The 19,811-nt window shown below is 39.1% G+C and carries 18 protein-coding genes; 3 read left to right on the top strand and 15 right to left on the bottom strand.

What is annotated here, in order from left to right; all coding sequences use genetic code 11:
- On the bottom strand, positions 1-244 hold a 244-nt coding region (locus KPC_RS07840; protein ID WP_171072066.1), incomplete at its 3' end, for a transposase.
- 60 nt (positions 245-304) lie between these two features.
- On the opposite strand from KPC_RS07840, the gene KPC_RS07835 reads away from it, so the two are divergent.
- Positions 305-2,521, top strand: a complete 2,217-nt coding sequence (locus KPC_RS07835; RefSeq protein ID WP_121973829.1) for a TonB-dependent receptor — start codon at positions 305-307, stop codon at positions 2,519-2,521.
- 283 nt (positions 2,522-2,804) lie between these two features.
- Positions 2,805-3,260 carry a hypothetical protein gene (locus tag KPC_RS07830; RefSeq protein WP_121973828.1) on the top strand — a complete coding sequence of 152 codons (456 nt, stop codon included), beginning with the start codon at positions 2,805-2,807 and terminating at the stop codon, positions 3,258-3,260.
- Between the two features lie 133 nt (positions 3,261-3,393).
- Here KPC_RS07830 and dapC read toward each other — a convergent pair whose 3' ends face one another.
- The 5 genes from dapC to KPC_RS07805 form a co-directional block, all read right to left on the bottom strand.
- The gene (dapC, locus tag KPC_RS07825; protein WP_121973827.1) at positions 3,394-4,563 is read right to left on the bottom strand and encodes a succinyldiaminopimelate transaminase; all 1,170 of its coding nucleotides are present in this window, start codon (positions 4,561-4,563) and stop codon (positions 3,394-3,396) included.
- 20 nt (positions 4,564-4,583) lie between these two features.
- Positions 4,584-7,250, bottom strand: coding sequence for a [protein-PII] uridylyltransferase (gene glnD / locus KPC_RS07820; RefSeq protein ID WP_121973826.1), 2,667 nt, complete (start codon positions 7,248-7,250; stop codon positions 4,584-4,586).
- Positions 7,251-7,271: 21 nt separating this feature from the next.
- Entirely contained in the window at positions 7,272-8,489 is a 1,218-nt protein-coding gene (gene purT, locus KPC_RS07815; RefSeq protein WP_171334439.1) for a formate-dependent phosphoribosylglycinamide formyltransferase, read from the bottom strand.
- A 139-nt stretch (positions 8,490-8,628) separates the two neighbouring features.
- Positions 8,629-8,970 carry an L-valine transporter subunit YgaH gene (gene ygaH, locus KPC_RS07810; RefSeq protein WP_121973824.1) on the bottom strand — a complete coding sequence of 114 codons (342 nt, stop codon included), beginning with the start codon at positions 8,968-8,970 and terminating at the stop codon, positions 8,629-8,631.
- 1 nt (position 8,971) lies between these two features.
- Positions 8,972-9,712 (bottom strand): AzlC family ABC transporter permease, encoded by a 741-nt coding sequence (locus tag KPC_RS07805; RefSeq protein WP_171334440.1) that lies wholly within the window; start codon positions 9,710-9,712, stop codon positions 8,972-8,974.
- Positions 9,713-9,823: 111 nt separating this feature from the next.
- Here KPC_RS07805 and KPC_RS07800 point away from each other — a divergent pair, with 111 nt between their 5' ends.
- Positions 9,824-10,300, top strand: coding sequence for a hypothetical protein (locus tag KPC_RS07800; protein WP_121973822.1), 477 nt, complete (start codon positions 9,824-9,826; stop codon positions 10,298-10,300).
- A 61-nt stretch (positions 10,301-10,361) separates the two neighbouring features.
- Here the strand turns inward: KPC_RS07800 and KPC_RS07795 are convergent, their stop codons facing one another.
- From KPC_RS07795 to KPC_RS07755, 9 genes are all read right to left on the bottom strand, one after another.
- Positions 10,362-10,805 (bottom strand): hypothetical protein, encoded by a 444-nt coding sequence (locus tag KPC_RS07795; protein WP_228212192.1) that lies wholly within the window; start codon positions 10,803-10,805, stop codon positions 10,362-10,364.
- A 316-nt stretch (positions 10,806-11,121) separates the two neighbouring features.
- Entirely contained in the window at positions 11,122-12,213 is a 1,092-nt protein-coding gene (gene ychF, locus KPC_RS07790; protein WP_121973821.1) for a redox-regulated ATPase YchF, read from the bottom strand.
- Positions 12,214-12,403: 190 nt separating this feature from the next.
- Complete coding sequence (locus KPC_RS07785; protein WP_121973820.1) at positions 12,404-13,063, bottom strand: methionine ABC transporter permease; 660 nt, start codon at positions 13,061-13,063, stop codon at positions 12,404-12,406.
- Positions 13,044-14,114, bottom strand: coding sequence for a methionine ABC transporter ATP-binding protein (locus KPC_RS07780; protein WP_121973819.1), 1,071 nt, complete (start codon positions 14,112-14,114; stop codon positions 13,044-13,046). Before KPC_RS07780 ends, KPC_RS07785 begins: the two co-directional genes overlap by 20 nt.
- A gap of 10 nt (positions 14,115-14,124) precedes the next feature.
- A complete protein-coding gene (locus tag KPC_RS07775; RefSeq protein ID WP_121973818.1) occupies positions 14,125-14,955 on the bottom strand; it encodes a MetQ/NlpA family ABC transporter substrate-binding protein in 831 nt (276 codons plus the stop codon).
- A 9-nt stretch (positions 14,956-14,964) separates the two neighbouring features.
- On the bottom strand, positions 14,965-15,807 hold the full coding sequence (locus tag KPC_RS07770) for a MetQ/NlpA family ABC transporter substrate-binding protein (protein WP_121973817.1): 843 nt from the start codon (positions 15,805-15,807) through the stop codon (positions 14,965-14,967).
- Between the two features lie 28 nt (positions 15,808-15,835).
- Positions 15,836-17,248, bottom strand: a complete 1,413-nt coding sequence (locus KPC_RS07765) for an LLM class flavin-dependent oxidoreductase (RefSeq protein WP_121973816.1) — start codon at positions 17,246-17,248, stop codon at positions 15,836-15,838.
- Positions 17,248-18,471: an SfnB family sulfur acquisition oxidoreductase gene (locus tag KPC_RS07760; protein WP_121973815.1), complete on the bottom strand. Its 1,224-nt coding sequence runs from the start codon at positions 18,469-18,471 to the stop codon at positions 17,248-17,250. Before KPC_RS07760 ends, KPC_RS07765 begins: the two co-directional genes overlap by 1 nt.
- A 10-nt stretch (positions 18,472-18,481) precedes the next feature.
- A complete protein-coding gene (locus KPC_RS07755; protein WP_121973830.1) occupies positions 18,482-19,684 on the bottom strand; it encodes an SfnB family sulfur acquisition oxidoreductase in 1,203 nt (400 codons plus the stop codon).
- Positions 19,685-19,811 lie beyond the last annotated feature (127 nt).

Genomic DNA, 19,811 nt, shown 5'->3' with positions numbered 1-19,811 from the left:
TAATCAGACTTTGCACAAAGCCAGTGACCATACGTAAAGACAGACGGAATAAGGATTTAATCATTAAGCAGCATTGGATGGCTGCGTCGGAGTAGGTTTGATTTCGCCCTTGTTTGCCTTTTGATGGCGCATACCATTGCGTAGCAGGATCAAACCAAATGGCAATATTTCCGCGACTCATGAGTGCTCGGTTATATGCGGGCCAATTGGTTGTGCGGTAGATTTTGTGTGTAGGCTTCTTCATTTGAAAATTATATCGCTGAAAAAGCCTTTACAGATAGGTTTGTGCAACAAAGCCCTTTAGATGGCAAAACTTAAATCGCTGGTTTTGATGATGAGCAGTTTCTCAACTTTTGGTATTGCTCATGCAGAATTACAGGAAAGTCATAATGATCAGGTTCTTTCTGATCAACAACATATAGAAAAGCTTTCAACCATTACTGTTGTAGCGAGTGCAGATGCATCTCAGGATGGGTTAATGCCAGATTTTGCCGGAGGGCAGGTCGCGTCAGGTGGACGCGTTGGTATATTTGGAAATCAAAAGAATATAGATACACCATTTAATCTAACCAGTTATACCAGCCAGTATATTCAGGAACGTCAGGCGAAAAGTGTGGGTGATGTTTTAAAAGCAGATCCAAGTGTTCGTGTTGGAAGAGGTTTTGGTAACTTTCAGGAAAATTATTATATAAGAGGGTTTAATTTAGGGTCAGATGACACTGCTTATAATGGTTTATATTCGATTTTACCCCGTCAATATATCCCAACAGAGCTTTTTGAACGGGTAGAGGTACTTAAAGGAGCTTCGTCCTTTTTAAATGGTGCTATGCCTGGCAGTGGCGGGATCGGTGGGGCTATTAATTTACTGCCTAAACGTGCAGGAAATGAGCCTCTTAATCGAGTAACTGTAGGAACTGATTTTAATGGTGGCTATATTTCGAGTGATGTATCACGCCGTTTTGGAGAAGATCAACAGTTTGGTGTACGTTTAAACACAGCTTATCATGGTGGAGATACAGCAGTAGATGATGAAGAAGCATCACTTGGTCTGGCATCAATTGGACTGGATTATCGCGGTGATCATTTGCGTTTATCAGGCGATATGGGATATGTGAATAATCGCTTAACCGCTACACGCCCGAACATTACTTTAGGGACAGGAATTACGACTATTCCATCAACAATTGAGAGTTCAAAAAACTTTGCACAAAAGTGGACTTATTCGAATGAAGAGGATGTTTTTGGAAGTTACCGTGCTGAATATGATCTTACTGATACTTTAACTGCTTATGCGGCATACGGTTTTCGTCATGGTGAAGAGCAAAACAGCTTGGCTGGATTGACTGTAAATAATGCAGTGAATGGAAATGCCACATTTTATCGCTTTGATAATACTCGAGTAGATATGGTTAATACTGGGGAAATCGGGATTAGAGGGAAGGTGGAAACAGGATTGATCAAGCATAATCTTGTATTGTCTGCTTCAACTTTTCAGTTAAATACACGGAATGCATATTTTATGGATTGGGGGAATCAAAAAAATACAAATATCTATCACCCAATTCAATATAATCAGCCTGTTACAATTAATCCGTTGTTCAAAGGTAATGATATCGATGCACCAAAATTAACAACACGTACACGACTTCGTAGTTTAGCGATTGGGGATAATTTATCTGCATTTGATAACAAATTAATTGTCATGTTAGGCGGGCGCTATCAAACAATAATGCAGGATAATTATGCTTATGACAATAAAGGAAAAACGGGTACATATGATGAGAGTAAGTTTACTCCAGCCTTAGGCATTACTTATAAAATTACTCCTGAAGTTTCAGTCTACGCCAATTATATTGAGTCTTTGGCAAAAGGGCTTTCAAATGCTACAGGTTCAGTAACACTTAAACCGTTTGTTGCTGAGCAAAAAGAAATCGGTTTGAAATACGAAAATGAACGTTTAGGTGCAAGCATCAGTTTATTTGATATTGATAAACAGCGTGGTATTCAGCAAGCTGATCGGTTTGTTGATGCAGGTAAGTATGTCCATCGTGGTATAGAACTGAATACGTATGGTCAGATTTCAGATTCATTGAAGGTATTGGGTGGTATGTCATGGATTGACGCCAAGCAAAAGAACACTGGTGAAGTAAAATATGATGGTAAAAAAGAGGTGGGTGTTCCAGAGTTTCAAGCCAATTTAGGTGCTGACTGGAAGTTGCCTGTTTCACAGGATATTTCATTAAATGCTCAGTTGACTTATACAGGTTCAACTTATGCAAGTTTAGATAACCGATTAAAAGTAAATGATTGGACAACTTTAGATTTGGGTGCTAGCTATAAGACTCAATTTGGACAGACACCGACTACATTTAATTTCCGTATCAATAATGTGTTTGATAAAGATTATTGGTCATCTGTAGGGTTGTATGACAACATTAATAGTGCTGGAAATACGAATAATGGTTATTTGGTTGTGGGGCAGCCACGTACATTTACTTTCAGTGCGGCATTTGATTTCTAATGAATCTTTGATTTGTACTTAAAATCTCCAGTAATGGCGTAACAATCCATTCAGTATATTCAATTTTTCCTAACCCTCCATTCCAAAGGAGGGTTTTTCTAAGTATCCATAACTACTCTTTTAAGCGTTAGAACAGAGACAACTTAAAAATACACTGTGATCAAGTCGTTATTAATTTTCTGGTATTACGGTGTCATCAGTTTGTTTAAACAGCTAAGTATATTAAAGCTGCTAGTAAATTTTTCATGTACGACGTAGTATTTATTTTTTATGGTTAAGTTTTATGAAAAATAATATGGAACTATATTTGAAGAAATATATTTTGATAATCATCATGGGGCTACAGGGGACATGCTTTGCGGAATCTGATCTGGATGAGTTAATGAAAACCTTACAGACACAGCCAGCTAAAGCTCCAATGGAAAATACAACGGGTAAAAATGATCCTGTTAAAAATTATAAAAAAGACTATGTTGTCGACTGGGCAATAAAACCAAGTTTTGATTTAACAGATGTGGAGTTGCGGCAATATAAACGGTCAGTCAAAATAAAAATGACGGTTTTGGCTGCATCTGGCTTGATTATTAAATCTGATGTGATACAGGGCTCAGGAGTAAAATTCATTGATGCGAAAATTATTCAAGCATTGGCTTCAGCCAAACTACAGCCCATTCCTTATGCTGATCAAACCGTGATATATGAAGTAGAGCATGAATTTTCATTAAAAAAGCCACTCTGATTTAACTTGGTGGCTAATGTGATTTAGGTTGTCGGTACTCAATACTATCTACTACCATCTTTACAAGGATGGGAGTAGATTGAAAGAATAAAGATTTACATCTCAAGTATTGATATTGCTAATTTATTTTAAATTATAGAATAGTTTTTATACGTTTAATAACTTCTTCACATTGAGCGATATCAGCAACAAGTGCCATTCGCACATGGTTTTCACCAGGATTGCCATTTTTGGTATCACGGGATAAATAGCGTCCAGGTAATACTTTAATATTGGCTTTTTCTACTAATTGCTTAGCAAAGTTTTCATCATGATCAACTTTGAGCCAGTAGTAAAAACCTGCATCCGGTTTTTTAAATGGTAGTAAAGCACCGAGTTCAGACTGAAATAAATCAAATTTGGCACGATAGAGTCTACGGTTTTCTTCAACATGCGCTTCATCATCCCAAGCTCTGATTGAAGCCAGTTGATGTTGAACAGGCATTGCAGCCCCATGGTAGGTACGATATTTCAAATAAGGTTTAAGCAAATCTGCATCGCCTGCTACAAAGCCAGAGCGCATACCTGGCAAATTTGAGCGCTTTGACAGAGAGTGAAACACCACACAATTTTTATAGTCATCACGTCCAATTTCGGCACAGACTTCAAGTAAACCTGTTGGCTCTTGCTCAAACCAGATTTCTGAATAACATTCATCAGATGCAATGACAAAGTCATATTGATCAGATAGCTTAATCAGTTTTTTATATTGCTCTTTTGATAGTACTGCGCCAGTTGGATTCCCAGGGCTGCAAACAAAGAGTAGTGCAGTTTTTTCCCATACTTCAGCAGGAACGGCATCAAAATCACCGAGATAATCATTTTCTTCTGTGCAATTGATGAAATAAGGAGTAGCACCTGCCAAAAGTGTCGCCCCTTCGTAAATTTGATAAAACGGGTTGGGCATGACGACATAAGGTGCATCTTCACGATTGATCAAGGCCTGTACAAATGAAAAAATTGCTTCACGTGTCCCTGATACAGGAAGCACATGATCCTCACTGCTGATTAAGTTGAGTTTAAAGCGACGGGTTAACCAGTTGGCGATGCTGCTTCGAAGTTCTGGCAGACCTTTACTGTTTGGATAAGTAGAAAGATGGTTGAGGTTGTCAATGATCGCCTGTTTTACAAACTCAGGTGCAGGATGCTTCGGCTCTCCAATTGAAAGTGGAATCAAAGGTAAATCTGCGGGTTGCACATCCTGAAAAAGTTTATTTAACTTTTCAAATGGATACGGATGTAATAACGACAAACTTGAGTTCATAAAACAATTACCGATTAAAATTAATGTTGGCTAGAGACCTGATTGGATGCTTCATCAAGAGCAGCTTTAAGTTGCTGTGCTAGTGTTTCAGCTTCTTCATCGGTCATAGGCATGCCATCTTTTTTTGTGACAAAGAAAATATCTTCAGCACGTTCGCCTAATGTTGCAATTCTAGCAGAATGGATATCCAGACCTTGCATCATAAAAAGACCGCCTACTTTGGCGAGTAAACCAGGCTGGTCAAGCGTCGAGATTTCTACCATATTTTGTAGTAGTGCGTCATTTAACGTGATATCTACGGTATTTTCAATATCAAAGTGACGTAATTGACGAGGGATACGGCGTTGCATCAAACCAGGATATTTATCAGAGTGGCTCAGGGCATTGACGAGAGCCTCTTTTACTGTTTCTTCACGTTCCGGATCTGTCAGTAATGTGCCGAATCTGTCCAGAACGACATATGTGTCCAGACTAAACGCTTTAGTTGCAGTAATGATCCGGGCATCCTGAACATCCAGATTCATACGGTCAAGTACAGCAACAGTAGTGGCGAAAAGGTTTGGTTTGTCCTGTGTATAAATAAAGATCTGAACTGCATCCTGTGCAGCTTTACGGTGCGCCCGCATGAGTACTAATGGTGCAGGGTTGTCTGCATGCCTTAAAATGGCGCGGGTATGCCATGCAATTTCATCAGCAGATTCTTTCAGGAAATATTCGTCCCCAAGCTCTTGCCAGACTTTTTCAACTGCTTCAAGCGCAAAATCATTTACCAAAAGCTCACTGGCAGCAAATTTTGTATCTTCAATCAGCATCTGATAATCGACAGGTCTATCGAGTCCTGAGCGGATGACATCACGTGCGTGAGTATATAACTGGCGCATCAGCGAAGCGCGCCATGTGTTCCAGAGTTTGGGATTTGTAGCATTGATATCAGCTACAGTAAGCGTATACAAATAATCCAGATGCTCCATGTCGCCTAGTTTTTCAGCAAAATCCTGAATCACATCAGGATCTGAAATGTCTTTTTTCTGGGCTGTCATAGACATCAGCAAATGATTCTGGATAAGCCATGCAACCAGATTACATTCACGTTCAGTAAAACCATGTGCCTGACAGAACTCAACCGCATCAATTGCACCAAGTTCACTATGATCACCACCACGACCTTTGGCGATATCATGGAAAAGTGCAGCTAAATATACAATGTCACGACGTACCAATCTCTGGAAAACGGAACTAACTACCGGATAGTCTTTGGCAAATTCCGGTTCTTTAAAGCGGTTTAAATTACGAATAAGGAGTAGGGTGTGTGCATCGACTGTATAGATATGGAACAGGTCATATTGCATGAGTCCCATGATTTGCCCAAAGGCTGGAATATAAGCACCTAATACACCATAACGTTTCATTGAAAGTAATGTTTCATATAAACGATAAGGTGAGCGTATGATCGCCATAAAGAGGGCTTGATGCTCAGGATTGTTTCTAAAGTCTTGATCAATACGTTTAGCAGCCAGTATCAATAGGCGAAGCGTTCTGGCACGAATCCCTTCAATTTCAGGTCGATTTGCCAATAGATAAAATATCTCAAAAATTGCACTTGGATTTTCCGAGAAAATTTTATGGTGTTGTACTGCGAGTTTGCCATCGACTAACTTGAAGTGGTCATTAATATTTTCAATTTTACGTTCATAATTTGGCAAACGTGGGGTGATGACAGACTCATCGAAATAGGCCAATAACATTTCATTGAGTGTTGAAACCTGTTGAGCAGTTCGATAATAGCGTTTCATGAACTGTTCAATTGGGTAGTTGATATGCTTACCTTCTTCTTTCACATAACCAAATTTTGCAGCAATATCACGTTGATAATCAAATAATAACCGGTTTTCATCACGTTTGGTCAAACGGTGTAAATGGTGACGGATTTCCCAGAGAAAATTTTCAGCTTCTTCAAGTACACTTAACTCAAACTCTGAAATAAAGCCTAGATGAACTAAATCATAAATACGATTAACACGAAAGTGTCTTTTGGCAATCCATCCGATTTGATTGATATCCCGAATACCACCAGGGGCATTTTTTATATCTGGTTCTAAATTACTTTCAGTATTATTATGTTGAGCATAGCGTTTTGCTTGCTCTTGCATTTTTGCATCAAAGAAAGTCTTGTCTGTCCAGGTTTGTGAAACAACACGACGCGGCCATTTCGCCAGATGCTGATAACCAGTGATAAGCCGTGCCTCAATAAGTGCAGTGGCAACAGTCAAGTCATTGGTTGCTTCCTCGAAACAGCTACGGATAGTACGAACACTGATTCCTGGTTTGAAGTTTCCAACGTCCCAAAGTGAAGAAATGAAATCAGTGACGATTTTTTCCTGATCTTGACTGAGTTCTTCTTCCGAGAGAATCATGATATCAACGTCAGAGTAGGGCAACATTTCCTGACGCCCATATCCTCCGACAGCGAACAGACCTAGATTAGTTTTATCCAGACCTGTATGCTTCCATAAAAAAATAAGTGCTTCATCAATAAAGTTAGATCTTGCACGGACAATTTCCCGTATTGGATGCCCGCGCTCAAACGCCTCTTGCAACTGTTGTTCGACATCGGTACGCCATTGATTAATTGCTTTGATGTCGTGATCACTACTAACGTAATTCAACAGAGGTGAGGTGTTGATCATAAAACTCTTGTCCAGAATAAATTATTTATTTAAATTAATGAGCACTTTAGAAGCGGTGTCTGTGGCAACTTCACGTGCCTGATCAGTTGTTTCGGCACGGGCAGTAGCTACTCCCATTCTGCGGCGTTTAAAACCTTCAGGTTTCCCAAACAGACGCAAATCGGTATCCGGATTTGCTAAAGCAAGATTTAAGCCAGAATAGGAAAGATTTGATGCATCTACGCCTGCATAAATCACGGCACTTGCAGCTATACTATGTCGTTCGGTATTTACTGGTAAACCTAAAATCGCGCGGGCATGCAATTCAAATTCACTTTGATATTGTGATGCAAGAGTTACCAGTCCCGTATCGTGTGGGCGTGGAGAAACTTCGCTAAACCATACTTTATCACCTTTAACGAATAGTTCTACACCAAAGATTCCACATCCACCCAACGCTACTGTAACCTTGTTTGCTATGCGTTTTGCCTCTTCGAGTGCTATTGCTGTCATTGGTTGCGGTTGCCAGCTTTCTACATAATCACCGGAATCCTGACGATGTCCGATTGGATCACAGAAATGCGTTTCAATATTACCTGTTTCTGGATTTTTTGCCCGAACTGTTAGCAGTGTAATTTCAAAGTCAAAATCAATTTGTGATTCAACGATTACTTTTCCCTGATTTACACGACCACCTGTTTGAGCATATTCCCAAGCAGCATCGACTTCATCAAAACTTTTAACACGTGACTGACCTTTCCCCGAAGATGACATGACAGGTTTCACAAAGTTTGGATAACCAATATCATCACACGCAGCACGGAAGCTGTCTAAAGAATCTGCAAAACGGTAAGCGGACGTTGGTAAACCTAATTCTTCAGCAGCGAGTTTTCTGATTCCTTCACGGTTCATGGTGAGATTGACCGCTTTTGCAGATGGAATAACAGTGGCAATATTTTGTTGTTCTATTTCAACTAAAACCTGAGTTGCAATAGCTTCTATTTCTGGAACAATTAAATGCGGTTGTACTTTTTCAATTAGTGCTTTTAACTCATCGGGATCAGCCATATTGAGTGCATAAGAGAAATGAGCAACTTGCATCGCAGGAGCATTGGCATAACGATCAGCTGCGTGAACCTCGACACCTAAACGTTGTAGTGAAATGACCACTTCCTTGCCAAGCTCTCCAGACCCGAGGAGTAGGACTTTAAACGCAGAAGATTGAAGTGGAGTACCAATGGTCACGCTCATGTGATTCATCCATGCAAAAAGTAGTTATATCCAAGCATAGCAGAACTGGCTCAGGTGTTAAGTCTTGATTCACATAAAATTATATTTTTTATCCCATAAAAAATATAATCAACGGAGCCTAATGATTTTTAAAAGATAAAATTGAAAATTAGATGGAAAAATAGGTGTACNCCAAGCCATATACTAAAGCCGCTGTTAATGTCGCTGGCACGATTTTTTTAAACTTAAAATATAAGCCTGCAAGTACAATAAACCCAACCAGCATGGCAAAGCTTTTGTTTGGTGTTTCCATGAGAGGAGGGAGTGTTGCAACAACAAGCATTGAGCTGATTGCAGCAATCCCAATACTGCCTAGAGCGACTCTTAGCCAATTTGAACCTCGTTTTTGTTTGTTCTGATGCTTTTTTTGAATCACCCATAATGGTCCAAACCGCGAGGTGAAATTTGCAATACCAACAACGATTCCAACAAGGATAATTTCAAGATTCATGTCAAGCTCCTGCAACATTGGATGGATTTTCATCATCCTGTTTTAGAACGTAATATTTAAATAATCCAGCTAATATTCCAGAAAAAATACCAATAAAAATAGCAGCGGACATACTGATGAAATAGCAGGCTAAAGCTGAAACAATAAGTGATACCACGACGACTAGAGTATGTTTCTTTTCAAATGCAGCGAGCAAAAAACTTAAAAAAAGTGCGGGCAGTAAAAAATCCAGGGCGGCTTGCAAAAATTGGGGTAGATGACTGACCTGGTTTGAAAATACTCCACCCAGAAATGAGCCCAAAGCCCAGGACATCCAGCTACAAAGACTCAAGCCAAGCATCCATGACTCAGACCATTCCTGACGTCTTTGTGCCAGTTTAATCATTCCACTTGCAAATACTTCATCAGTCAATCCCCATGCCCAGATGGCGGTTTTTTTCAAATTCAGTTTATCCTGAATCAAATTCTGGAGTGCAGGTCCGTAGAGTACGTGGCGAATATCCAAAGCAATAACAGTTAGTGCTGTCATCCAGATAGAAGTCCCACTTCCTAATAGTGCCACAACCAGAAACTGACTAGCACCTGCATACATGGTGCATGATAGAAATAATGCTTCCCAAGCACTAAAACCAAATTGAGTTGCTGAAACACCAAAGGCAAAAGAAACAGGTAAATAGGTAAAGATAATTGCCTGACTATCTTGAGCCCCTTGCCAAAAACCTGCTGGGTGAGCCCGTTGAATTTTAGCCTCAGACACGAAACACCTTGAGAAAGAAAAAATCGGAAAAACAAGATTGAGTATTGTACTCGAATTTACTAGCATAAAGATGAATTAGTTTTTTGGTAATTGAATATGTTTGCTTTCCCCTCCCGATCGGTTGTGATTGTTACCATACTTGCAAGTGCGTTGGGGTTACAGGCGTGTGGCAATTCGTCAGATGACAAAAAAGTTGAAATTAAACCTGCACCTAAATTAACCAATGATGCAACCGCTTATGCTCATGCAGCTTGGGATCTGATTAATCAAGCAGAACCATTTGTCTATCGTAAACAGCTGAATCTTATTGAAGATAAAGTCCGTATTCCTATACGCAAATTGAGTACAGACTGGAGAATCAATGTAAAAATGACTGATTCAGTGACAGAAGGGAAATATGCTTTGTGTAGAAAAGCTCTCACAAGTTTAGATATTTGGGCTCGTGCAACATTGCAAAAAGATCGTAATTTACAAGAAAAACAAAAAGATTATGAGCGAGATAAAGCCCAGTGCAAAGATGCAATTGATAATCCAAGTTTAGGAAATACCAAAGCCAATAATAATCTTTTTTAAGTGTATGAGTATAAAATCATAAAAAGCGAGAATATCTCTCGCTTTTTATTTCAATATCGGCTTAAGATTTTACTGGTGCAGTTGTTACAGTTTTCACATCAGCTTTAGCTTTGGCAGCAGCTGATTTAGCTTCTTTTGCCTTTATTTTAGCTGTATTTGCAGCTGATTGACCTGCTTCTTTACTTGCTATACTTGCATCTTTTTTAGCTTTTATAGCAGATACTTTAGCAGCTGCAGCTTTATCTTTTGCCAGGTTAATATCTGATTTGGCTGTTTCTTTGGTATTTTTGATTGCATTATTTTTTGCTTTTACAGCATCTTTTTTTGCAGCTTTTACGGCGCCTGTACTCGCAACACAAGTTCCACCTTTATGATGTGGACCTGTACCGCCCTGTAACGTTGTGCCTTTTGGACATGCAAAAGTTGAGGCACTCATTAAAGCAAAAATACTGGCGGCAATTGCAGTTGTGATTTTTTTCATACTGGTCATCTTTTTCTGAGGCATTAGTACCTGCCTGAAATTTAATATGCAGAAATGTGTTTTGAAAGCAGATAATGGTTAATAAAAGCAAATATTTATAGTGTTATTGCATATCCATTAAGATTTTAAGATTGGTTTAAGTTTTATTGATAAAAATAAATGATTTATATTTAAATTACTTTGATAAACGTTGGCTAAAATAGAGAAACATGAAGAATACATGAACGGAAGGTTTATTATCCGAGGTGGTTTATTATAGAAAAAACATGATCCAGGATTGTATAGCTTTTATTCTATCTAAAATAAAAAGCCTCGGAATTACCGAGGCTTTTTTAAATGATTAGACATTAAAACGGAAATGCATGACATCGCCATCTTGAACAATATAAGTTTTACCTTCTAGACGCCATTTACCCGCTTCTTTGGCACCAGCTTCACCGTTGTATTGAACGAAATCATCATAAGCAACAACTTCTGCACGAATAAAACCTTTTTCAAAATCAGTGTGAATTACACCAGCAGCTTGAGGGGCAGTAGCTCCGATTTTTACAGTCCATGCACGAACTTCCTGAACACCAGCCGTGAAATAGGTTTGTAGACCTAAGAGTTTGTAACCAGCACGAATAACTACATTTAAGCCTGGCTCTTGCATACCCATTGCTTCAAGGAACTCAGCACGCTCATCATCTTCCAATAATGAAATTTCAGCTTCAATCTGGTTACAAAGAGGAACAACAACTGCATTTTCTTCGGCAGCTAACTTTCTAACAGCTTCTAAATGTGGGTTATTCTCAAAGCCATCTTCAGCAACGTTCGCGATATACATGGTTGGTTTCAAAGTAAGTAAACCATAACCACGTAAGAGTTTACGATCATCATCAGAAAGTTCTGCCGCACGTGCAGGCTTACCTTCATCAAGTAACGGTAGAATTCTTTCTAGAACTGCTTTGGTCGCGATAGCTTCTTTATCACCACCTTTAGCAACTTTAGTTAAACGCACTAAAGATTTGTTTACTGTTTCAAGGTCAGAAAGTGCAAGTTCAGTATTGATGGTTGCGATGTCATCTAATGGGTCAATTTTGCCATTTACATGGATAACGTTTTCATCTTCAAAGCAACGAACAACATGAGCTATGGCATCAGTTTCACGAATATTTGCAAGGAACTGGTTTCCTAAGCCTTCACCCTTGGAAGCACCTGCAACAAGTCCTGCAATATCCACGAACTCCATAGTTGTTGGAATTGTGCGTTGTGGTTTAACCAACTCTGCAAGCTTGTCCATGCGGGCATCCGGTACAGGAACGATGCCAGTGTTTGGTTCAATTGTACAAAAAGGAAAGTTTTCAGCAGCAATGGCAGCTTTAGTCAAAGCATTAAAAAGGGTAGATTTACCAACATTCGGCAGGCCTACAATACCACAATTAAAACCCATGAAATGACTCGCAAAGTATTATATAAAAATTGCGGACGATTTTACATGAAAGCGTTGATAAAGTCAGGTCTGCATAATTGTTTTAAGCAATTTATTCGCAGGAAAGAATTTTTGATTTTATTTTCTATGATCAAAAGTGATCGTAAGTGTCAGGGCTATATTTGTTTGAAATGATATAGCCCTGAAAAAATTATAGTTTTCGTTTATCCAGTTGACTTGCCAAATTATCGCCAAAAGCCTGCACAAGCATAACCAGTGCAACTAGCACAACGATGACAGCTAGCATAATTTGCATGTCAAAACGCTGGTATCCATAGCGATAGGCGATATCACCCAGACCACCTGCACCAATTGCACCAGCGATGGCTGATGAGTTAATCATGGTTACAATGGTTACCGTAAACCCTGCCACAATACCTGGCAAGGCTTCTGGTAATAAAACATGCCAGATGATTTGTTTGCGGTTACAGCCCATTGCCTGAGCAGCTTCAATCAAACCGTGATCAACTTCGCGCAAACTTACTTCAGCGATACGGGCAAAGAACGGTGTTGCTGCCAATGTTAAAGGCACAACAGCTGCCCATACACCATAACTGGTTCCAACGATCCAGCGAGTGATTGGGATAAGTGCAACCATCAAAATCAGAAATGGAATAGAACGGGTAATATTAATCACAGAACCTAAGGTATGGTTGATCTTTTTATTTGGATAAATACCTTGTTCTGATGTGTTGACTAAAATTACAGCCAAAGGTAAACCGATTAGAAATGCAATAAATGCAGATACGCCCACCATGAGTAAAGTATCTATGGTGCCAGTAATCAGTAGATCAATGAGTTGGTCTTGCATAGCCAATTACCTCGATATTTGCGATATATTGTTTCAGTTGTTGTTGCAGTTTTTCCAGGTCAATTTGTGTGGTTTCTATCCCTATAATCAATGTACCAATCAAATGATTCTGGATCGTATCAATATGACTTTGATAAAGATGGGTAGGGTGATCAAATTGATTGAAAATTTGTATTAAATCTGGTGAGTTTTTGGGTTCAGTTTCATAACGTAATTTTAAAATACTGTGTGTTGAATGAGCATCAGCCTGATTGATAACCTCAAAAGGTAAATCCAGCTGTTCCAGATTTAATAACTCCTGGGTGATTGCCTGCTGAGGATTTGAAAATACTGACCAAACCTGACCAGATTCAACAATTTCACCTCTATCAATAACTACAACCTGATCGCAAATTTCACGAATGACTTGCATCTCATGTGTGATCAGGACAATGGTTATACCGAGTTCTCTGTTGATTTTTTTTAATAAAGATAAAACAACTGAAGTGCTTTCTGGATCAAGTGCAGAAGTTGCTTCATCACAGAGTAAAATTTCAGGATGGTGTACTAGGGCACGTGCAATACCTACACGTTGTTTTTGTCCGCCAGATAGCTGACTTGGATAGCTTTGGGCTTTATCACTCAAACCAACCAGTTCCAAGACTTCATTTACACGGGGTGAAATTTCAGATTTATCAAAGCCTGCTATTTTTAAGGGGAGTGCAACGTTTTCCCATACTGTTTTGGCTGACATTAAATTGAAATGCTGGAAAATCATGCCTATTTTTTGACGGATTTTAATTAATTGTGCATGTGAAAGTTCAGCCAAATTTTCATTATGAATTTGAATTGAACCTTCAGATGCCTGTTCTAAACCATTTAATGTCCGTAAAAGGGATGATTTTCCTGCACCACTTTTTCCGATTATTCCAAAAATTTTTCCTTGAGGAATATCCAGATGTATATTTTTAAGTGCATGGACTTTATGATCCTGTCCTTCATAAAATTTGTTCAGGTTTCGAATCGTGATATGAGGGACTGAAAAATCAATATTTGAACCAAAACTCACCATTTTCTTTCTCCTATTTCCAGCCTTCAAACCACATACCTTGACCAAAATCCTGATCTAGAATGCGATGCACCTCAGGAGAGTTTTGGAAAGCATGGACAAAGGTTTTTAGCTTATCGTTTTTGTCTTCATGGTCTTGACGTGTTACAAATAAAATTGCGTATTTTTTATCAACTGGATCTAAAAACAATGCAGTTTTGGGATCTGCAACCTTTGCCATATTTAGATAATGCGGAAAGCCAAAAATCAGATCGGCATCGTTATAGGCTAAGGCAGTCTGTGGACCTTCGACCTCTAAAAACTGTAAGTTTTTAGGATTGCTAATGATGTCCTGTCTGGTTGATAGTTCATTTGAAAGATCTTTTATTTTAATTAAGCCGGCACGATCTAATAAAATCAGGGCGCGGGCAGAATTAACAGGATCACTTGGAATTACAACTCTGGCATTTTCGGGTAATGCTTCAAGTGATTTATATTTTTTGGAATAGAGACCAACATGACTACCGCTGCCGATTGCAAAAGCATGCAGGTTATAACCAGTCTGCTTTATGGCATTTCTTAAAAATACGCTTTGCTGGAAGAAATTAGCATCAATATCATGATTTTGTACGGCAACGTTTGGTGCTTGCCAATCGGAAAATTCAACCAGTTTTACATGTACCCCTTGTTTTTTGACTTCATCTGCAACAGTTTGTAAAAGTTTCGCATATGGTGGGCTAATGCCGATAGTTAATGTATTGTCCTGTTGCTGATTTTTCACATAGCGATAGCCAGCAAGCCCCACAATAAGGACTAAAACAATAAGCGGGATTAACCAGTTTTTGGATAATTTTGAATTTGACATTGATCTTCCTTATTTCCAGCCAGGGAACCAAAGGTTTGCACCAATGTCATCATTCAATGCCTGTTTTACGGCAGGTGATGACTGATAGATTTTGATAAACTTCTTCAAATTTTCATACTTTTCAGGATGTTTTTCTTGATAATCATCACGTGTCACGAAAAGAATTGCATAAAGTGTATTGGTATTATCATCCAGTAATAGTGCTTTATTCGGATCCATTGTTTTTGCCAAACGTAAGTAAAGCGGGTAGCTAAAGACCAGATCGGCATCATCCACAGCACGTGCAGTTTGAGGACCTTCGACTTCGACAAAATTGAAGTTTTTAGGATTACTTTTGATGTCTTGCAGATTAGACAAGTGATTATTTGGATCTTTTAACTCAATCAGGTTTGCTTGCTGTAATAGCAATAATGCACGTCCTTGATTCACAGGATCATTTGGAATGACAACACGTGCTTTGTCTGGGACAGCATCAAGTGATGCATATTTTTTGGAATACAAACCAACATGAGTAGCGACTCCAATATCAACTGGTTTAAGTTTGAAGCCAGTTTCTTTCAGTGCATTATTCAAAAAAGGCTGGTGCTGAAAGTAATTTGCATCAATATCACCATGACTTAAGGTAATGTTAGGTGTATTCCAGTCAGAAAATTCTACAGCCTTGACATTTATCCCTTGTTTCTTTGCCTCATCAATTGCGACTTGAAGTGGCTTGGCAAAAGGAGGGCTAATGCCTATAACAATTTCATCATTCCCCGATTTTTTGTACTGTTGCCAAAAAATAAGCCCCACGATAATTGCCAGAACAATAACACCAATTCCAATAAGTTTTGTTTTAGGTTTTTGTGACATGATATTCCTCAGATATTTCCATTAAGTTTTATGCAGTTTGTTTCTCAAGATTCTGTTCAGCTGGCTGTGATTTTGACTGCGTATAACATCGGAATTCATGTGCTGGATGTTGTGTAGACAAATGATCTCCTTTTCCAAAAATCTTGTTTCTCAAACTTCCTTTTTCATATTCAGTTTTAAAACGACCACGTGACTGTAGTTCTGGAATCACCAACCGGATAAAGTCCTGATGTGATTCAGGTGCAACAGTCCGGGTGAGGTTAAATCCATCAATTCCTGTTGTATCAACCAGTTGAATAAGTTGCTCAGCAACCTCTGAACCAGAACCGATAAATAGTGGATAGCGTCCACCCAGTTTGTGTTGATTTTTTAAATCCTGAATCGTGATTTTCTGTTCTTTAAAACGATTATTGACTGAAACAATGCTATTGGTTTTTTGATAGGGAATAGCCTCATCATTTTGATAAATAGATAAGTCTTGTCCAATTGAACTGGAGAAATGAGCGAGTCCAGCTTCTGGGTTTGCATAAGATTGATATTCATCTAATTTTTCCAGTGCCAGTTTATGTGTTTCAGCAGTAACAACAGTAATCCCTAAAAAGATTTTGATATCTTCGGCTTTACGCCCTTGCTGAGCTGTAAGTTCACGGATTTGTTCGACCTGTTTTTTAATCTTTTCAGGATTATCGCCACCAATAAATACAGCTTCAGCATGTTTGGTTGCAAAGCCTAATCCACGTGGTGATGATCCTGCCTGAAATAGAACGGGTGTACGTTGCCTTGATGGCGAAACCTGAAAAACACCTTGGCTCTGATAGAAACGGCCATGATGCTGGATGGCGTGTACTTTTGCCGGATTGGTAAATATTCGATTAACTTTGTCCTTGATGACAGCATCATTTTCCCAGGAGCCTTCCCAGAACTTATAGCTTAGTTCCAGAAATTCTTCTGCCTGATCGTAACGAAGATCATGATCTTTTAAGCCTGTTTGACCAATGAGCCGTTCAGCACTGTCCAGGTATCCTGTCACAATGTTCCAGCCAATTCGCCCATTGCTTAGATGGTCTAGACTGGCAAAGCGACGTGCAAACTGATAAGGGTGTTCATAGCTTAAATTTACAGTAATACCAAAACCCAGATTCTCTGTAACTGCTGCCATTGCTGAAACAAGGGTGCTCGGGTCGTGACTTGGGAGCTGGATAGACTCTTTCAAGGTCAATCCGATACCATTTTGATAGACATCATAGACACCAGTGATATCAGCAATAAAAAGTCCATCAAACAATCCATTTTCCAGTGTTTTTGCAAGATCAGTCCAGTAGCTTAATTCATTAAAACGATGTGATTCATCACGAGGATGAGTCCACAATCCATGATTAATATGACCAACACAGTACATATCAAAGGCATTTAATAGAATTTTTTTAGAGGTATTTGTCATTACAATGTCCCCCTGCGTGGTGGTCTAACACCATTTAACTCAAAATGACCGATAAAATAGTATTTCCAGCGAGCAGCATCATGTAGTGTGTGAACACGTGCATTACGCCAGAACCGGTCTAAACCGTCATGGCGTTGACTACCTCTGCTACCAGCAAGCTCAATGAGTTTGGATGATGCCTTTAATGCTGTTTCAGTGCTATGAGCACGAACTTTGGCAACATCTAAAGAGGCTTTGGCAATATTTTCATCTGTAGGTTGGGGTTTGGCAGCATCAATAGACTGAGCTGCCTGTTTGAGTAAAACCTCTGTTGCACGAACATCTGTAGCGATATGACCTATTTCATAAATAGTGAGTGGATCATCGGCTGCGTCCTCCACACCTGAATCAATCCATGGACGTGCCTGACGGACACGGATCAGTGTTTCTTCAAGTGCGGCACGAGCAATACCTGTTTCAATGGCAGCGTGCATAATCTGAGCAAAGGGACCAACCAGTGTTGGTTGACTAAAAGAAATATCAAATGGAACAATGTCATCTTCCAGTACAAATACATTGTTAAATTTTACTGTGCCACTTCCAGTAACCTTCTGACCAAAACCAGACCATGTATCGATAATATCAAGCCCTTGACTTTCACGAGGTACAAAGGCTAAAAACTCACGGTTTTGTTCATCACGAACAAGTGTTGGAATACGATGAGCAAACAGACTACCTGTGCAATAAAACTTTTCACCATTAATGAAATAGCCCCGTTCTGTTTTGCTTAGTGCTGTTTGTTTATGAGCTGCAGTTTTTGTCTTGAATTCAGCCAAGGCATTTCCAAAACGTGCTCCAGTGAGAACTTCAGTATAGAGTTTTTTCTTTTGCTGCTCAGAACCATTATTTCTCAGAATTTCTAAAGCATAAAAATGATTTTGCGGAATTTGCCCAATCGAGCCATCTGCACCACTGAATAAAGCAATGACTTTTGCAACTGTCAGGCTGCTGACATCAGCACCGCCATATTGTTTAGGTACAGTAATTGCCCATAAACCAGATTGGCTAAATTCTTGAATTTCATCAAAAGGCAAGATTCTTTGTACATCGCGTTGTACGGCATTTTCTTTAAACTTTTCAGATAAAAGCTGAGCAATCTGTAAAGCTTCTTCATCAGATTGAATAATGTGCGCGGGTTTGAAATGCTGTGAGTTTAAAGATTGAATATTGTGATAAGAGGACATGGTTCACTCCTTAAATCCACGCATGGCGTGTAGGAATCTTCTGGTTTAGGTAATAATTACCAATCGCATGTAGTTTCCAGCGAACTGGATCATGTAATGTATGTACGCGTGCATTGCGCCAATGTTGATCAAGATTGGCTTCACTCAAACTGGATCTACTACCACCAAGTTCTAATAATTTTTCAGAAATTTGTAGAGCTGCATCGTTGGCATAGACTTTGGCTTCAGCGACTCGTACAGAAGCAGTCGCAGTTACGTCATCATCTAGCTGGTCTAATTGATCAAGTTCATCTATGGCTTCAGCTGCTTCATCCAGTAATAAAATGGCTGCATCTAGCAGAATTCTCAACTTGCCAACCTCTTGTATGGTGTACTGCTCAAAACTGGCTTTTTCAACATTTGCATCGACGATAGGGCGTGCTTTATTAACAGCGGACAACGTATCAGCATAGGCTGCTTCAGCAATCCCGACATCGATGGCAACCTGAATCAATTGAGAAAATGCTCCACGATAATTGGGCTGGTTGGCTAAATTTCTTTCATCCATAATCAAAAATGGATCAACTTCAACATGATTTAATTTAACTGTGCCACTTGCAGTGGTTCTTTGACCAAAACCATCCCAGTCATCAACAATTTCTAGCCCTTTTGCATTTCGTGGAACAATACTCAAGACGGTATGACCCTCAGGGTGAATCGCCCGAATGGCAAGCCAGTCCGCAAAAATAGTGCCTGTAGAGTAAAATTTCTGACCATCAAGATAGTATTTCCCATCAATGATGCTCAGAGGGGTAGTAATAGTTCTAGACGTTTTGCTATTACGTTCAGGGCCACCATTTGCAATGCGTTTACCATTTAAAATTTCTTGAAAAATAAATTTTTTTTGTTCATCTGAAGCAATATAGTGAATTGCATTGAGCAAACCAAACTGATTTTGAGGGATCTGTCCAACACTTGCATCAGCTTTGGATAAAATACGGAAAACCTGAGCAACAGTTTTATTACTGACAAATGCACCCCCGTATTCCTTTGGAATACGTATACCACCTAAGCCTTTTTGACTGAACAGTTTGATCACATCAAAAGGTAGCTCTCTATTCTGATCACGCTGATTACGTCCAACCAAAGCTAAATCTGCTATTTGGTATGCTGCATTAACAGCATCTTGATTGTTTTCAATCACGTGAATATTTTTTGCTAATAAACGAGACATGACGACACCTTTAATAATTATCAAAACGCTACGTCTGAAATAGCAAAATCCAAAATCAGGCTTTGTGCATAACTTATAAAAAAGAATGTTTAATAAAAAAAATGCTAATAATTGAGTTGTTTTTAAT

Source organism: Acinetobacter stercoris (assembly GCF_900323515.1).
GTDB classification, from domain to species: Bacteria; Pseudomonadota; Gammaproteobacteria; order Pseudomonadales; family Moraxellaceae; genus Acinetobacter; species Acinetobacter stercoris.
The sequence above is the reverse complement of the archived record's forward strand: the minus strand, read 5'-3'. Positions and strand labels throughout refer to the sequence as shown.

Bases quoted from the DNA above. Each gene is read 5' to 3' on its own strand.
- purT (WP_171334439.1), bottom strand. From the start codon at position 8,489: ATGAATCACATGAGCGTGACCATTGGTACTCCACTTCAATCTTCTGCG.
- KPC_RS07760 (WP_121973815.1), bottom strand. From the start codon at position 18,471: ATGTCCTCTTATCACAATATTCAATCTTTAAACTCACAGCATTTCAAA.
- ychF (WP_121973821.1), bottom strand. From the start codon at position 12,213: ATGGGTTTTAATTGTGGTATTGTAGGCCTGCCGAATGTTGGTAAATCT.
- glnD (WP_121973826.1), bottom strand. From the start codon at position 7,250: ATGATCAACACCTCACCTCTGTTGAATTACGTTAGTAGTGATCACGAC.
- KPC_RS07780 (WP_121973819.1), bottom strand. From the start codon at position 14,114: ATGGTGAGTTTTGGTTCAAATATTGATTTTTCAGTCCCTCATATCACG.
- KPC_RS07775 (WP_121973818.1), bottom strand. From the start codon at position 14,955: ATGTCAAATTCAAAATTATCCAAAAACTGGTTAATCCCGCTTATTGTT.
- KPC_RS07795 (WP_228212192.1), bottom strand. From the start codon at position 10,805: ATGCCTCAGAAAAAGATGACCAGTATGAAAAAAATCACAACTGCAATT.
- KPC_RS07830 (WP_121973828.1), top strand. From the start codon at position 2,805: ATGAAAAATAATATGGAACTATATTTGAAGAAATATATTTTGATAATC.
- dapC (WP_121973827.1), bottom strand. From the start codon at position 4,563: ATGAACTCAAGTTTGTCGTTATTACATCCGTATCCATTTGAAAAGTTA.
- KPC_RS07770 (WP_121973817.1), bottom strand. From the start codon at position 15,807: ATGTCACAAAAACCTAAAACAAAACTTATTGGAATTGGTGTTATTGTT.
- KPC_RS07765 (WP_121973816.1), bottom strand. From the start codon at position 17,248: ATGACAAATACCTCTAAAAAAATTCTATTAAATGCCTTTGATATGTAC.
- KPC_RS07835 (WP_121973829.1), top strand. From the start codon at position 305: ATGGCAAAACTTAAATCGCTGGTTTTGATGATGAGCAGTTTCTCAACT.
- KPC_RS07800 (WP_121973822.1), top strand. From the start codon at position 9,824: ATGTTTGCTTTCCCCTCCCGATCGGTTGTGATTGTTACCATACTTGCA.
- KPC_RS07785 (WP_121973820.1), bottom strand. From the start codon at position 13,063: ATGCAAGACCAACTCATTGATCTACTGATTACTGGCACCATAGATACT.
- KPC_RS07755 (WP_121973830.1), bottom strand. From the start codon at position 19,684: ATGTCTCGTTTATTAGCAAAAAATATTCACGTGATTGAAAACAATCAA.